Origin of the sequence: Mycobacterium sp. E2238, from assembly GCF_001672665.1 — a bacterium.
GTDB lineage: Bacteria > Actinomycetota > Actinomycetes > Mycobacteriales > Mycobacteriaceae > Mycobacterium.
This window is the reverse complement of the sequence record NZ_LZKF01000147.1, coordinates 1-14,664: the sequence shown is the minus strand read 5'-3', so window position 1 is coordinate 14,664 and position 14,664 is coordinate 1. Positions and strand designations below refer to the sequence as shown.

The window sequence follows — 14,664 nt, the reverse complement described above, 5'->3', positions numbered from 1 at the left end:
TCGCGCGGGCGATATCGAGTTTGGTCAGCGGGTCGGTGGCCGACTCGTGCAGGGCCAGCGCCACGGCTCCGGCGGCCACGTCGTCGCGGATCCGCTGGGCCAGTCCCGCGGTGGACAGCACGCCCTCGACGGGCGGGATGTGCGCCCGTCGGGATTGCCGGGCCGCCGAACGGGCGACGGCGCGCCACCGGCGCAGGCCCTTGTCCACGCGGGCACCCTGCCAACTGGCCACGCACCGGGCCGCCTGCCAGGCGACGAAGGCGTCCGCCCCGGCTTCGGTGGCCAATTCGATGGCCAGCTCCGAGCGGTCCGACTTCGGCAGCGCCTGCACCACGGTGACCGGCGGTTGCCCCGCCGCGACGCTCCAGCGCTTCAGTACCCGGGCGCTCAACCCGTCGCGGCCGGCGTGCTCGACCTCGCAGTGCGCCAGGCCGCCGGAGCCGTCGCCGAGGACCAAGTGTTCGCCGGGTCGGATCCGCCGCACGGTGGCGGCGTGAAACCCCTCGTCGCCCTCGAGGACGGCCAGCGAGCCGGTATCGGGCAGCGCGTCGACGTAGAAGAGGGTCGCGACCATGTGCGCGCCTTTTTCCAGATCGCAGCTAGCGGCCGGTGAAGGTTTCGCGCAGCCGGCTGAACAGGCCGCCGCCGGCGTGCGTCGAGCGGACCTCGGGCACGTCGCGGCTGCGCCTGGTCTTGAGCTCGCGCAGCAGCTCGGTGTCGTGGTGGTCCAGCCGGCTGGGCACCACCACCTCGACGTGGACGTGCAGATCGCCCCGGGTGCCCGACCGCAGGTGCGGCATCCCGTGGCCGCGCAGCGAGATGACCGAATTCGGTTGCGTGCCAGGCGGAATGGTGACCTCGCTGATGCCGTCCAGAATGGCGTCGATGGTGATCGTGGCGCCCAGCGCCGCGTCGACCATGGGCACCGACACCGTGCAGTGCAGGTCGTCACCCTCGCGCACGAAGACGTCGTGGGCCTGCTCATGGACCTCGACGTACAGGTCGCCGGCCGGCCCTCCCCCGGGCCCGACCTCGCCCTGGGCGGCCAGCCGCACCCGCATGCCGTCGCCGACCCCGGCGGGGATTTTCACGCTGATCTCTCGGCGGGCCCGCACCCGGCCGTCGCCCATGCACTGGTGGCAGGGATCGGGGATGACGACACCGACGCCGCGGCAGGTGGGGCATGGCCGCGAGGTCATCACCTGACCCAGCAGCGAGCGCTGCACCGTCTGGACCTCGCCGCGGCCGCCGCACGTGTCGCACGGGACCGGCACCGAGTCGCCGTTGGTGCCCTTGCCCTGGCAGCGGTCGCACAGCACCGCGGTGTCGACGGTGACCTGCTTGGTCACACCGGTCGCGCACTCTTCGAGGTCGAGCCGCATGCGCAGCAGCGAGTCCGAGCCCGGCCGCACCCGGCCGATCGGACCGCGGGAGGTCGTGCCACCGCTGAAGCCGCCGCCGAAGAAGGCTTCGAACACGTCGCCGAGGCCCCCGAAGCCGCCGCCGAAGCCACCGCCCGCGGCGGCGGCGCCCTCCATCGGATCGCCACCGAGGTCGACGATGCGGCGCTTCTCAGGGTCGCTCAGCACCTCGTAGGCAACGCTGATCTCCTTGAACTTCGCCTGCGCGGCCTCGTCCGGGTTGACATCGGGATGCAGCTCACGGGCCAACTTGCGGTACGCGCGCTTGATCTCCGCATCGCTGGCGTTTCTGCCCACCCCGAGCAGCCCGTAATAGTCGCGTGCCACGCCTGACTCTCCTAAACCTGGTCCTTGTCCCGCGCCCACAAAGCTTGAGCATCCAGCGGGTGCGCGTTCATCGAGCACCCAGGACTTCGCCGATATAAAGGGCAACCGCGGCGACGCTGGCGATAGTTCCCGGATAGTCCATCCGGGTGGGCCCCAGCACACCCATTCCGCCGAACACGGTGTCGGAGGTGCCGTAGGCGGTGGTCACCATCGAGGTGCCCGCCATTTGCTCGGCGGCCGTCTCATGGCCGATACGCACCGTCACCTTACCGGCTTCCTGCTGGGCCGCCAGCAACCGCAGCACCACCACCTGCTCCTCGAGCGCCTCCAGGATTGAGCGCAGCGAGCCGCCGAAATCGGCGGCGTTGCGCGTCAGGTTGGCGGTGCCGCCCATCAGCAAGCGTTCTTCGGTGTGTTCCACCAACGACTCCAGCAACACCGTCGCCGAGCGGCCGACGGCGTCGCCCAGGCCGTCCGGGGCGCGCAGCTGTCCGGCCAGGTCCGCGACGGCGATCGACGCCGCCGAGAGCTTCTTGCCCACCAACGCCTGGCCGAGCATCTCCCGGAGCTGGGACAGCTGGTGATCGTCGATGACATCGCCCAGTTCGACGATCCGCTGGTCCACGCGACCGGTGTCGGTGATGACCACCATCAGCAGGCGGGCCGGGGTCAGTGCGATCACTTCCAGATGACGCACGGTGGACGACGTCAGCGTCGGGTACTGCACCACGGCCACCTGACGGGTGAGCTGGGCCAGTAGGCGCACCGCCCGGCGCAGCACGTCGTCGAGGTCGACACCGGACTCCAGGAAGCTCAGGATCGCGCTGCGCTCGGCCGAGGAGAGCGGCTTGACGTCGTGCAGCCGGTCGACGAACTCCCGGTAGCCCTTCTCCGTGGGCACCCGTCCGGAGCTGGTGTGCGGCTGGGTGATGTAGCCCTCGGCCTCGAGCACCGCCATGTCGTTGCGGACGGTCGCGGACGAGACGCCCAAGTTGTGACGCTCCACCAGGCTCTTGGAACCGATGGGCTCCTTGGTGGCAACGAAATCGGCGACGATGGCACGCAGCACCTCGAAGCGACGATCGTCGGCACTTCCCACTCGTTGTCACCTCCCTGCGCCGCGCTGACCCGGGTTCATTTTACGGGTCGCAAGCCGTGCTAACCGTTACAGCGGCCGGTTGCCGCGGCGGGGGCGGCGGCACTCGGCGGCGGCAGGCGGAATTGCGGTGGCCTCGAGGCTGTAGGCACGTCTTCCGGTTAGCCTGTCCAGCATGAACCGGTCGCGGCACAGGGCGTCGGGAAAGATCCGGCGATGATCTTCAAGGGCGTGCGCGAGGGAAAGCCGTATCCGGAGCATGGGCTGTCCTACCGCGACTGGGCCCAGATTCCGCCGCAGCAGATCCGCCTCGACGAACTGGTCACCACGACCACGGTGCTGGCGCTGGACCGCCTGCTGTCGGAGGATTCCACCTTCTACGGCGACCTCTTCCCGCACGCCGTGCGGTGGAAGGGCGTCACCTATCTCGAGGACGGCCTGCACCGCGCGGTCCGGGCGGCGCTGCGGAACCGCACCGTGCTGCACGCCCGGGTGTTCGACATGGACCGGGCGCCGGGTCCGCCCAACTAGGGCGGTCACGTTTGCGCCGCGCCGGGTGTCGACTTAGTGAGGACGTTGGTTCACACCGCAACTTGCTAGGAGGATCGCCATGTCCCGGTTGCCAGGGGTCTCAGACCGCGACGCCGGCCTGGGCGCCAAGATCGCCTTCTTCTTCACCAAGCGCAAACTCGCGCAGATGACCGGCCTGGAAACCGCCGGGATGCTGGAACCGCTGCGAATGTACGCGCACATTCCCCGGCTGCTCAACGCCTACGGCAAGCTCGAGCAGGCCGAGTCGAAACTGGACATCCTCAGCCCCCGGCACCGCGCGCTCGCCGAGCTCAAGTCGGCGACGACGGTGCGCTGCGAATACTGCATCGACCTCGGTTCACAGATCGCCCGCCAGTGGGGCATCACCGACGAGGAACTGCTTGCCCTCGCGGACTATCGCAACGCTTCGTGCTTCTCCGCGGTCGACAAGCTGATCCTCGAGTACGCGACCGCGATCAGCCGGACGCCCGTGGAGGTGAGCGATGAGCTTTTCGATGCGCTGCGCACGCATTTCGACACCGCCCAACTCGTCGGCCTCACCCACGTGATCACGCTGGGCAATCTGCGCGCCCGCTTCAACCTGGCGCTTGGGATCGGCTCGTCGGGCTTCTCCGGCAACCGGGTCTGCGCCCTGCCCGAAGCACGTACGTGACGGTCGATGCGTCGGTGACGGCCCGTTTCGAGGCGGCGAGGCCGCAGCTCGGCGCCATCGCCTACCGCATGCTGGGCTCGATCGACGACGCCCAGGACGCTGTGCAGGAAGCGTGGCTCCGGCTGAGCGGCCGGGGCGCCGAAGGCGCTGACGAAATAGCCAACCTGGACGCCTGGCTCACCACGGTGGTGGCCCGCATCTGTTTGAACATGCTCCGCGACCGCCGGACGCGCGGCCTGAGCGTGGCCGTGCCGGACCCGATCGTGGAAGCCGACGGCGAATTCGACCCCGAACACCGCGCGATGCTGGCCGACGCGGTCGGACTGGCGTTGTTCGTGGTGCTCGACACCTTGCCGCCGGAGCAACGCCTGGCATTCGTGCTGCACGACGCCTTCGCCGTGCCGTTCGACCAGATCGCACCCATCGTCGGCCGGACGCCGGAGGCCACCCGCAAGCTGGCCAGCCGGGCACGCCGGCGCATCGAAGAGGCCGATCCGGACCCCGACGGCGACGCGGCCGCCCATCGGGAGGCCGTCGACGCCTTCTTTGCGGCGGGCCGCAGCGGCGATTTCGACCGGCTGGTGGCCGTGCTGCATCCGGACGTGGTGCTGCGCGGCGACTTCGGCCACGGCACCCCCGGCTTCCGCGCCGAGGGTGCCGCCGCCGTGGCACGGTTGGCCCGCGGCTATGCGGGTCCGGACCGCGAGGTGCGAGCCGCGACCGTCAACGGCGCCCCCGGCGCGGTCATCGTCGTCTCCGGGCGGGCGGCGGCCATCATGGGATTCGTGGTGCGCGGCGGCCTGGTGGTCTCAATCGACGTGCTGGCCGACCCCGCACGCGTCGCCAAATGCGCGCGGGGCGCAGATCACTGACCGGCGGCCTGCAGCAACTCCATCGCCGACGCCCGCGACAGCACCCAGCCGCCCTGGTTGACGAACGTGATGTTCTGGGTGACCGGCGACGTCAGCTTCGGACCGGAGACCGCGACGTCAGCGGTGGCCGAACCGGCCGCGGCCGGCTGGATGTTGGTGACATTGAACGACAGGGGCAGGTCGCCGTTCTTGGCCGCCTTCTGCAGCTTCTTGTCGGCGACGTGCGCCTCGATACCGCTGATGCCGCCTTGCACCAGGTTGCTCTTGCTGGAGAAGGAGACGCTCGGGTCGGCCAGGCTGTTCAGCACGCCGGTCAGCTGGTCGGCGGTCGGGACGTCGGCGGCCGCGACCGGAGCCGGGTCCTGCGGCAGAGGCGCGCCGACCGCGGCCAGCTGCACCTGATCCACTGGCGCCGCGACCGAGGCCAGGCCCGCGGCCGCGCCCCCGATGACGGCGAAGGCTGCCACGCTGGTGGCGAGCAACTTAACGGTTTTCATGGTTCCCCCTTCGACGGGCACGAAATTCGACGGATCCACACATCTGGCGTGGTGTCAGCGCGCCTGCTACTCCTGTTGTTTCGCGACTCGGCACGGCTACGTTACGACCAGGCCATATGAAGACAACATGCACAACCTGTGCGCAGGCTGTGTGGCCGCCCAGAATTCTAGCCGCCTAGTTCGTCGCCGTCGCCGCCTGGATCAGCGCGATGGCGGCGTCGTGCTGCAGGACCCAGTTCCCGCCCTGGTTGACGAAAACCAGGTGCTTTTCCACCGGCCCGGCGAACTTCGGACCCGAGATGGCCACGTCGGCCTGGGCCATGTTCGGGCCGGCGGGCGCAATGTTGGTCACGGCGAACGTCTCGGGGAAGTTCCCGTTGCGGTAGGCCTTGCGCAGATCGTGATCGGCGACGTGCCCCTCGTTCGGGCTGATGCCGTTTTCGACCAGATTGTTCTTGGTCGTGTATGAAACGCCCGGATCGGTCGCCTGGTTGCACAGGCTGGACAACTGATCGGCGGTCGGCAGAGCTCCCGGGGCCGGCGGCGGCGGGGGCGGATCCTGCGGTAACGGCGCACCGACCGCGGCCAGCTGCACCTGATCCATCGGTGCTGCGACGAATGCGCCACCGGCGGCTCCCCCTACGACGGCGAACGCCGCCACGCCGGTGGCAAGAGTTGTCATGGTTTTCACGGTCTTCACGGTTCCCCCTTCGATACGCACGAACCGTGGCGGGATCTCAGCGATCTTGTCCCCCAGCAGGTTCCGCGCCACCACGGATTGGTTGGTGTAAGTGTGCCTTGTGTGACCGGCGATTGTGTCTCGGGCCGGTCACGTTACGGCGACGCTACGGTGGCGGCGCCGCCGCGCGTTATGAGCGACGCTCGATCGATTCCTGAAGGCTCTTCGGCCGGATGTCGGTCCAGTTTTGTTCGACATACTCGAGGCACTCCGCGCGGCTTGCTTCGCCGAACACCGCGCGCCAGCCCGCCGGGGTGTCGGCGAAGCTTGGCCACAGGCTGTGCTGGTCCTCGCTATTGACGAGCACGAAGAATGTGCCGTTCTCGTCATCGAAGGGGTTGATGCTCATCGCGTCTCCTTGTCGTGTGCTTGGACGGGCCCACTAAGCCCCCACTGGTTCCCAATACCCGGTCAGACAACAATCCCAGGCAGCTGAGGTTCGGAAATCCGGGGCCCTGGGTCAACCCGGACAGATTGGGCAGGAACAGCTTCGGCGTGACGTCCGCGACCGCCAGGTCGTAGCCGATCGCCTCCTGCAGGCTGTCGGCGGTCAGCGGCCCGCCGAGGCCGAGCTCCAGCAGGTCGAGCACGTCCTGGCCGAACAGCGACGTGAACCACAGCGGGTCGGCGCCGGACCCGTCGATGACCAGGTCGAAACCGTGCACCGTCTCGAGGTTCTCGCTGCCCCGGTTGGTGGACAGGGTCAACCGGATCTGACCGTCCCGGCCCACCGCATGGGCCACCCGGCCCCGGAGGTGGCGGATGCGGTCGTCGGCCAGCAGGGCCTCCTGCACGTTCGCCGAGAACACCCCGCGGTCGGTGCGCGCCAGCGCGTCGCGGCGCTCGGCCAGCGTCAGTGCGCTCCAGTCGGTCGGGTCGGAGAAAAGCGAGTTCTCGAAGAAGCTTTCCCCACGGGTGAACAGCGTCACTTGCGGTGAAATGACGGTGATGGTCGAAACCCGGTGCCGGAACAACTCATTGAGCATCGACGCGGCCGTCTCGCCACCCCCGATCACCGCCACCCGCTCGGCGCTGATCCGGTCGTGGCCCGCGGCGCGATCCCAGAACTGGGCGATCGACAGCATGCGCGGATTGCCGGGCAGCAGCGACTTCTCGGCCTGCCCCGGCCCGGTGATCATCAACGCGTCGGCGTGCACGGTGGCCTCGTGGGTGTGCAGCGTCCACTGGTCGCCGCTGACGGCCAGCCGTTCGACCTCACCGTGCACCACGTCGAGTCCGGTCTGCTCGGCCACCCAACCCAGGTATTGGCTCCACTTGCGATGCGTCGGCGCCGGTCGGCCGCGGTCGATCCATTCGGCGAAGGACGCCGTGGCGATCAGATAGGACTGCCAGCTGTAGCGGGTCATTCGCTCGTCGAGTTCGGCGTTGCGCCGGGGCACCAGCGCGGAGCGATACGGGAACCCCACGTCCTTCTCCGGGCTGGTGCCCAATCGGTGCGCCCCGTCGGTCCAACCGCCGCTGGCCTGCCAGTTGGCCGCGACGCCGATGCGTTCGACCGCGACCACCTCGGGAGCATCGATACCCATCTCGCGCAGCACGGACGCCTTGGCCCCGACGGCAACCGCCTTGGCTCCCGCGCCCACGATCGCCAGCGTGCTCATGTCACCACCTCCCGCAGCGATTCAAGCCAAAGATGTTGCAGCGCCGCCACATCGGTGTCAGTCAGGATGTCCGGCAGCGTGCGCCACTGCGCGGCCAGCACGCGCTGTCCGTCGAACGTGAGCATGGCGGCCACGATGGTGAGCTCGTGGCGAACCGCCAGCTCTGGCTCGGGCTGCGGCGAGACCCCGGCGAGGAGCTCACGCTCGAGCGTCAGCAGCCGGGTCCCGCCTGCGGCGTGGGCGGCACCGAGGTAGTTCAGCAACAGTTGCGGGCCGGGCAACGGGGCGAGGCGTTCGGCAGTGTCGGCACGCAGATAGCGCAGCAACCCGTAATCCAGCCCGTCGCCCGGGATCGCCGCCATCAGCTCCCCCACGTCTCGCGGGTCGGCCGACGCCACCCGCACCGGGTAGATGGAACTCAGCAGTCCGACGGTGTCGCCGGTGTCGATGGTGTGCGCGCCCGGCCCCTCGACGAGACCATCGGCGCGACCGTGTGTTTCGAGCGCCAGCAGGGGCGGCGGCGTGGCCTGATTGCGCGATCGCCGCCACCGCGTCACCGTCGCCGTGGTGGCGGCGATCAGCAGGTGCGGCAACGGTACGCCCGAATCCAGCAGCCGGCGCGTGGTGTCCGCGTCGGCGGCGATCATGCGGACGTCCAGATCGCGGGCCCGGTCGCGGCACGGATCGACCCGCCGGGCACCGAGTTCGGGATCGTCGCCTTCGGACTGGGCGGCCCAGAATTCCACGGTGTCCAGCCGGTGGGCGCGCTCGATGAGCGCGCCGGCCCAGCGCCGGTAGCTGGTGTGCTCCCGGACCGGGGCCGGTGAGTGACCGGTGGCGAAAGCCTGTAAGGCGGCGTCCAATTCACCGAGAACCACTCGCCACGACGCGGGATCCATCGCCAACACGTGGACGGCCAGCAGCAGGACGCTGTGTCCGGTCGGGGGGCGAAGCCACACCGCGGCCAGCAGCGCCCCGCGCTCCGGGTCGAGGCGGTCGACGGCCCGTGCGACGTGATCGGGGACCGCGGCGTGCAGATCGGCGGCCACCGCTACTTCGGTGAGAGGGGTGTCGGTGCCCTGGGTCGGGACCAGGGTCATGGTCGCGCGGTCCAGGCGGGAGCGCAGCACGTCGTGCCCGGCCAGGATGCCGGTCAGCGCGGCGTCCAATTGCCGGCGGGTGACGTGGTCGGGCAGCCGGATGGCCTCGGTCTGCGCCAGCCGGCGCGGCTCCCCGTATTCGTAAAGCCAGCGGCCGTTGGGCAGCACTGGCATGGGCTCGCCGCCATCATTCTCGGCATCGCTTGTGGCGGAGATGGTTTCGGAATCGATCGCCTCGGCAAGCTCGCGGACGTTCGCGCACTCGAGGATGAGCCGGGCGCGCAGGGCGATCCCCCGCGTTCGCGCCGCCTGAACCACCGACAGGGCCATGATGCTGTCCAGGCCCAGCTGCAGGAAATCCGCGGTGACGTCGATTCGCGGCTGATGCAACAGTTCGGAGAGCAGTTCCGCCAGTGCGGCTTCCGTGGCTGTTTCGGGTTCGGCTCCGGAAACCGCCTCGGCGGTGTCGAAGGCGCTCAGCGCGGCCTCGTCCAGCTTGCCGTTGACGGTCAGCGGAATTTCGTCGACCGGGACGATGCGCTGCGGGATCATGTAGCGCGGCAGCCGGGAACCGAGCATGCAGCGCAGTTCGGCCGTCGACGGCGGCGGCGCTTCGGAAATCACCACGTAAGCGGTCAGCCGCGCTCCGGCCTTCGAGCGGCTCACCAGCACTCCGGCGCGCTGGACGGCGGGGTGCGATTCGAGCGCGGCGGCGATCTCGCCGGGCTCGACGCGGTAGCCGCGGATCTTCACCTGCGCGTCGGCGCGGCCCACGTACTGCAGCGAGCCGTCGGAACCGCGCCGCACCAAATCGCCGGTGCGGTACATGCGTTCGCCGGTCGCGAACGGGTCGGCGACGAATCGCCGGCCGGTTTCCGCCGCGCGGCCGAGATATCCGCGCGCCAGCTGGGCGCCGGCCAGATAGAGCTCGCCGGTGGCTCCGAACGGCACCGGACGCAGCGCGGAGTCCAGCACGTAGCCACGGGTGTGCAGGGTCGGCCGCCCGATCGACGGCTCGTCGTGCTCCGCGATGGCGGCCACCACCGCCTCCACCGTGGTTTCGGTCGGGCCGTAGCAGTTGAAGGCCGTCATTCCGGTGCGTGCGCACTCCGCGCGGATGAGGGTCCAGGCGGGCTTACCGAGCGCTTCCCCGCCCAGCGCCAGCACCGCCAGCGGAACCGTCGTCAGCAAACCACACGCCGCGAGTTGGGCAAACATCGACGGAGTGGTGTCGATCATGTCGATGCCGTGTTCGGCGATGGCCGCGACCATCGCCTCGGCGTCGGCCTGGGTGGGCTCGTCCACGACGTGCACACCGTGGCCGTCGAGCAGAGCGATCAACGGCTGCCAGGCGGCGTCGAACGCGAACGACCACGCGTGCGCGATGCGCAGCGGCCCGCCCAGCCGGGCGGCCGCCGGTCGCAACACGTTGTCCAGGTGGTCGTCCGCGTAGGCGGCCACCGCCGCGTGAGTTCCGATGACGCCCTTGGGTTCTCCGGTCGTGCCTGACGTGAAGACGACATACGCGGCCTGGCCGGGCACCACCTCGGCCGGGCGGAACTCCGTGGCGGGAGGTTCGCCCGCGACGAGCGACAGCTCGTCGAGCAGGATCGAGGCATTGGATTGACGCAGGATCGATTCCACCCGTTCCGGGGGCGTCCCCGGCTCCATCGGCACGCACATGCCGCCGGCCTTGAGCACCGCGAGCATCGCGACGATGTACTGCGGCCCCCTGGAAAGCCGGATGGCCACCGGGGTTTCGGGCCGCACCCCGCGGTCCGCGAGCCGGGCGGCCAGGCCGTCGGCCAGCGCGTCCAGTTCCCGGTAGCTGAGTTGGCCGCCCGCCCAGCTGACCGCGAGGTTGTCGGGTGCCCCGCGGGCGACCTCGGCGAATCGGGTGTGGATGCCGACCGCAGGCCCGGCGGGCACGCCCGCGGGGCGCGGGGGGACCGCCTCGGCGTCGAAGAGGACGCTCACCTGGCGCAGCGGGCGCTCCCAGTCCCGTAGCAGCCGCTCGGCGGTGGCGATCACCCGCCGGGCCAAGGTGGCCGCCGGGATGGCGCCGAGCGCCCCGTCGACCACTTCGACCAGCACCACCAGTTCGCCGCCGGTCATGTGGGCCGCAACGGTGACCGGGAAGTGCGACAAGGTCTGCAGGGCGGACGGCCGGAAAGTTGCGCCGCCGGCGGTTAATTCGGTGCCCGCGGCCAGCCCGTCCAAGGGGAAGTTCTCGTAGACCAGCAGGGTGTCGAACATTTCGCCGACGCCGCCGAGCGCCCGCAGTTGGGCGTGTCCGATGTGGCCGTGCTCGCGCAGCAGTGCGGCGTTGCGCTGCACCGTGCGGCATTGCTCGCCCACCCTCGCGGCGGGGTCGAGCCGCACCCGCAACGGAACGGTGTTGATGAACAGCCCGATCATGGTCTCCACGCCGGCGAGTTCGGGCGGCCTGCCGGACACCGTGACGCCGAAAACCACGTCCTGGGTGTCGGTCAGCCGGGACAACACCAGCGCCCACGCCATTTGCAGCAGGGTGTTGACGGTGATGCCACGGGCTCGGGTCTCCTCGACCAATCGCGCGGTGGCTTCGGCCGGCATCCGCAGTTCTGTGGTGCGCGGCAGCCCGGTCCGCCGGCCATCCGCCGATCCCAACGCGGCCGACAGCAGGGTGGGTCCGGGAAGGCCCGCCAGGTGCCGGCGCCAGACCTGCCGGCTGGCTTCGGGATCTCGACTGGCCAACCAGCCGATGTAGTCGCGGTAGGGCCGCGGGCCGGCGGGCAAGGCCGAGAGATCGCCACCGGCCCGGTACAGGATCATCATCTCGTTGACGAACACCGGCAACGACCAGCCGTCGATCACGATGTGATGGGCGGTGAGCACCAAACGCCATCGTGCGCCAGGCAATTCGACGAGCAGAAAGCGGATGGCCGGACCGTGTTCGAGATCGAACGGCCGGCGGCGTTCGCCAGCCTCCAGCGCCTGCACATCCTCGGGTGCGGCGGTGACGGTGCGCCATGGCAGATCTACCCGGGACGGGACGATCTGCACCGGCCGCGCGATACCCCGGCTGAAGAAGCTGGCCCGCAGGTTGGGGTGCCGCACCAACATCTTTGCCGCGCAATCACGTAACAGCGCGACATCTAGAGCGCCGGAGATGTCGGCGGCCATGCCGATCACGTACGGGTCGTCGGCCTCGCCGTCGGTGAATTCGGTGAGCGTGGTCAGCGAGTACAAGCCCTCCTGCAGGGGGCTCAGCGCCATCACGTCCTCGATGTCGGGCGCGACATCTTTGGTGGCCGTCATGGCGCGCCGTCCCGCGACGACGACCAAAGCTGCGTCACGGCGGCGAGATCCTCGGCCGACAGCCCGGAGGCGCTCATGGGCTCGAACCGGGCATCGGCGGGCTCGGTGTCGTTGCGGTCCAACGCATCCAGGGCGGCGGCCAGCTGTTGCACCGTCGGGTTCTCGAAGATCATCCGCGGGTTGACCGCCAGGCCGGCGGCCCGAGCCCGCGCGGCCAGCTGCACCGACAGGATGCTGTCGCCGCCCAGGGCGAAGAAGTCGTCAAAGCGGCCCACCTCGGGCGTCGAGAGCAGTTCGGCGAACATCTTTGCCAGCGCCCGTTCTGTGTCGGTGCGCGATGGTTCAACCTGTCCGCTGGTGCTGACCGCCGGTGGCGGCAGCCCGGGCCGGTTCAGCTTGCCCGAATCGGTTTTGGGAAGCGCGTCGAGAACGGTCAACGACGAGGGCATCATGTAGCCGGGCAGCGTCGTTCCGAGCGCGGCCCGGACCTGTGACGCGAACGCGGCCTTATCGGTGTCATCGTCGATCGGCTGCTGTGGCACAACGTATCCGGCCAGCGAGGTGCCGCCGTGCACCTCCCAGGTGCGGGCCGCCGCGGCGGCGACACCGTCGACTTCCGCCAGCGCCGCCTCGACCTCGGCCAACTCGACCCGGAAGCCGCGCACCTGCACCTGGTGGTCGGAGCGCCCGACGAATTCCAATCGCCCGTCCGCGGTCCAGCGGGCAAGGTCGCCGCTGCGGTACAGACGCGAACCGGGTTCGGGGGCATAGGGATTGGCCACGAACCGAGTGGCGGTCAGTCCGGGCCGCTTCCAGTAGCCCCGGGCCAGTTGGTCGCCGGCGTAGTACAGCTCGCCCACCACCCCGACGGGCACCGGTCGCAGGGCCTCGTCGAGCAGGTAGGCGTCCGACCCCGGGACCGGTTTGCCCACCAGCGGATTCGGCAGCTCCAGTCGACCGCGGGACACCGCACCGGAGGTCTCGGTGGAACCGATGTTGTTCAACAGTTCGGTGCCCGCGCCGGCGCACACCGACACCAGCCGCTGCAGCAGCGCGGTGCTCACCGGTTCTCCGCCGCACACCAGCCGGGACAGGGCTCGCACCGCGTCGGGCCTGCTGTCGACCAGGGCGGAGACCAGGCTGGGCACCGCGGTCACCTGGGTCACCGCATGCCGGATCATCAACTCCCCGAGCGCTTCCGGGTCGCGGTGCTCGGCATCGTCGGCGAGGATCATGGTTGCCCCGGCTGCGAGGCCGGCCAGCATTTCCATGCCACCCTCGAGAAACGTGATCGAGGCCTGCGCCAGTCGAACGTCGTCGGTTCTCGGCGGGTAGTGCCGTAGCTGCCAGTCCAGCCGGGCCGCCATGGAACGATGGGTGCCCAGCGCGCCTTTCGGCTTGCCGGTGGATCCGGACGTGAAGACCAGAAACATCGGGTCGTCGGGGTGCGGCAGCGGCAGCTCGCGCGGATCGGTTTCCCCGTGCTCCACCGCGGCGCGCACCCGCGGATCGTCCAGCGAAATGACCGTGACGCCGGCAACTTCGGGCATGCTGCGAGCCGCGTGGGCGGTGGCCAGCACCACCGGTGGTTGCACGTCGTCAAGCATGAACTGCTTGCGCGCCGGCGGGTAGGCGGGATCGATCGGAAAGTAGCCCCCGCCTGCCTTCATGATGGCCACCAGCGCCACCACCAGGTCGATGCTCCGCCGCGTCGACAGCCCCACCGGCGACCCGGGTCCAACCCCGCTCGCGAGGAGCAGCGCCGCAAGGTTGTCCGAACGGCGATGCAGCGCAACGTAATCGATCTGCTCGTCGCCGCAGCGCACCGCTATCCGGTCGGGTCCCCAGCTTCGGCTCGGCTGCAACAGTTCTGGAATGGTGCGCGGCCGGTCGTGCGGCGGTCGCTCGCCCCGGCTCCAGTGCTCCAGCATCCGCTCGTCGGCGTCGGTCAGCTGCAGGTCGCGCAAAGTCTGATCCGCATTGCCGGCAAACTCGTTGATCACGCGGGTCAGCCAGCCGGCCAACCGGTCGATGGTGGCGCGGCTGTACAGCTCGGTGCGGAAGATCAGGCTGCAGTTGTACCCGACTCCGCCCGAGCCGTCGGTGCCGAAAAAGTTGACACTGAGGTCGGCGTGCGCCATGTCGAAGACGGGGTCCAGCGAGGTGCACACCACGTCCTGTCCGCCGTTTTCGGGATCCTGCTCGATCACCCGCGCGGCGGGCAGGTGGTCGCGGACGTGCACGACGACCTGGAACAGCGGATTGCGCGACAGCGAACGCACCGGGCTGACGCTGTCCACCACCCGGTCGAACGGCAGGTCCTGGTGGGCATAGGCGGCCAGCGCCGTCTCCCGGGCGCGGGTCAGCAGCTCGCGTAGCGTCGGGTTGCCGGTCAGGTCGTTCCGCAGCACCAGGATGTTGACGAAAAACCCGATCAGCTGGTCCAATTCGGCCTCGGTGCGCCCGGCGACCGGGGTGCCCAGCGG

The 14,664-nt window shown here is 69.7% G+C and carries 12 protein-coding genes; 3 read left to right on the top strand and 9 right to left on the bottom strand.

Going from position 1 to position 14,664, the window contains the following annotated elements; all coding sequences use genetic code 11:
• From A5711_RS12275 to hrcA, 3 genes are all read right to left on the bottom strand, one after another.
• On the bottom strand, nt 1-574 hold a 574-nt coding region (locus A5711_RS12275; protein WP_067946786.1), incomplete at its 3' end, for a 16S rRNA (uracil(1498)-N(3))-methyltransferase.
• A gap of 25 nt (nt 575-599) precedes the next feature.
• Nucleotides 600-1,748, bottom strand: a complete 1,149-nt coding sequence (gene dnaJ, locus A5711_RS12270) for a molecular chaperone DnaJ (protein ID WP_067946784.1) — start codon at nt 1,746-1,748, stop codon at nt 600-602.
• 67 nt (nt 1,749-1,815) lie between these two features.
• Nucleotides 1,816-2,847 (bottom strand): heat-inducible transcriptional repressor HrcA, encoded by a 1,032-nt coding sequence (gene hrcA / locus A5711_RS12265; RefSeq protein ID WP_067203209.1) that lies wholly within the window; start codon nt 2,845-2,847, stop codon nt 1,816-1,818.
• A 213-nt stretch (nt 2,848-3,060) separates the two neighbouring features.
• Here hrcA and A5711_RS12260 point away from each other — a divergent pair, with 213 nt between their 5' ends.
• From A5711_RS12260 to A5711_RS12250, 3 genes are all read left to right on the top strand, one after another.
• On the top strand, nt 3,061-3,375 hold the full coding sequence (locus tag A5711_RS12260) for a type II toxin-antitoxin system VapB family antitoxin (RefSeq protein WP_067946781.1): 315 nt from the start codon (nt 3,061-3,063) through the stop codon (nt 3,373-3,375).
• Between the two features lie 79 nt (nt 3,376-3,454).
• Nucleotides 3,455-4,048, top strand: a complete 594-nt coding sequence (locus tag A5711_RS12255; RefSeq protein WP_067946779.1) for a carboxymuconolactone decarboxylase family protein — start codon at nt 3,455-3,457, stop codon at nt 4,046-4,048.
• Nucleotides 4,045-4,920, top strand: coding sequence for a sigma-70 family RNA polymerase sigma factor (locus A5711_RS12250; protein ID WP_067946777.1), 876 nt, complete (start codon nt 4,045-4,047; stop codon nt 4,918-4,920). The genes A5711_RS12255 and A5711_RS12250 overlap by 4 nt, the downstream gene beginning before the upstream one ends.
• Here A5711_RS12250 and A5711_RS12245 read toward each other — a convergent pair.
• From A5711_RS12245 to A5711_RS12220, 6 genes are all read right to left on the bottom strand, one after another.
• Entirely contained in the window at nt 4,914-5,417 is a 504-nt protein-coding gene (locus A5711_RS12245) for a hypothetical protein (RefSeq protein ID WP_067946792.1), read from the bottom strand. The genes A5711_RS12250 and A5711_RS12245 overlap by 7 nt on opposite strands.
• 175 nt (nt 5,418-5,592) lie before the next feature.
• Nucleotides 5,593-6,099: a hypothetical protein gene (locus A5711_RS12240; protein WP_369806135.1), complete on the bottom strand. Its 507-nt coding sequence runs from the start codon at nt 6,097-6,099 to the stop codon at nt 5,593-5,595.
• Between the two features lie 187 nt (nt 6,100-6,286).
• Entirely contained in the window at nt 6,287-6,505 is a 219-nt protein-coding gene (locus A5711_RS12235) for an MbtH family protein (RefSeq protein ID WP_067946775.1), read from the bottom strand.
• A complete protein-coding gene (mbtG, locus tag A5711_RS12230; RefSeq protein WP_067946774.1) occupies nt 6,483-7,778 on the bottom strand; it encodes an NADPH-dependent L-lysine N(6)-monooxygenase MbtG in 1,296 nt (431 codons plus the stop codon). Before mbtG ends, A5711_RS12235 begins: the two co-directional genes overlap by 23 nt.
• Entirely contained in the window at nt 7,775-12,178 is a 4,404-nt protein-coding gene (locus tag A5711_RS12225; RefSeq protein WP_067946788.1) for a non-ribosomal peptide synthetase, read from the bottom strand. Before A5711_RS12225 ends, mbtG begins: the two co-directional genes overlap by 4 nt.
• Nucleotides 12,175-14,664: non-ribosomal peptide synthetase (locus A5711_RS12220; protein WP_156744906.1), on the bottom strand; the 2,490-nt coding region annotated here is incomplete at its 5' end. The genes A5711_RS12225 and A5711_RS12220, both read right to left, overlap by 4 nt.

Excerpts from the sequence above, each read along its gene's own strand:
- mbtG (WP_067946774.1), bottom strand. The coding sequence starts at position 7,778 with ATGAGCACGCTGGCGATCGTGGGCGCGGGAGCCAAGGCGGTTGCCGTC.
- A5711_RS12260 (WP_067946781.1), top strand. The coding sequence starts at position 3,061 with ATGATCTTCAAGGGCGTGCGCGAGGGAAAGCCGTATCCGGAGCATGGG.
- A5711_RS12235 (WP_067946775.1), bottom strand. The coding sequence starts at position 6,505 with ATGAGCATCAACCCCTTCGATGACGAGAACGGCACATTCTTCGTGCTC.
- A5711_RS12225 (WP_067946788.1), bottom strand. The coding sequence starts at position 12,178 with ATGACGGCCACCAAAGATGTCGCGCCCGACATCGAGGACGTGATGGCG.
- A5711_RS12255 (WP_067946779.1), top strand. The coding sequence starts at position 3,455 with ATGTCCCGGTTGCCAGGGGTCTCAGACCGCGACGCCGGCCTGGGCGCC.
- A5711_RS12245 (WP_067946792.1), bottom strand. The coding sequence starts at position 5,417 with ATGAAAACCGTTAAGTTGCTCGCCACCAGCGTGGCAGCCTTCGCCGTC.
- A5711_RS12240 (WP_369806135.1), bottom strand. The coding sequence starts at position 6,099 with ATGACAACTCTTGCCACCGGCGTGGCGGCGTTCGCCGTCGTAGGGGGA.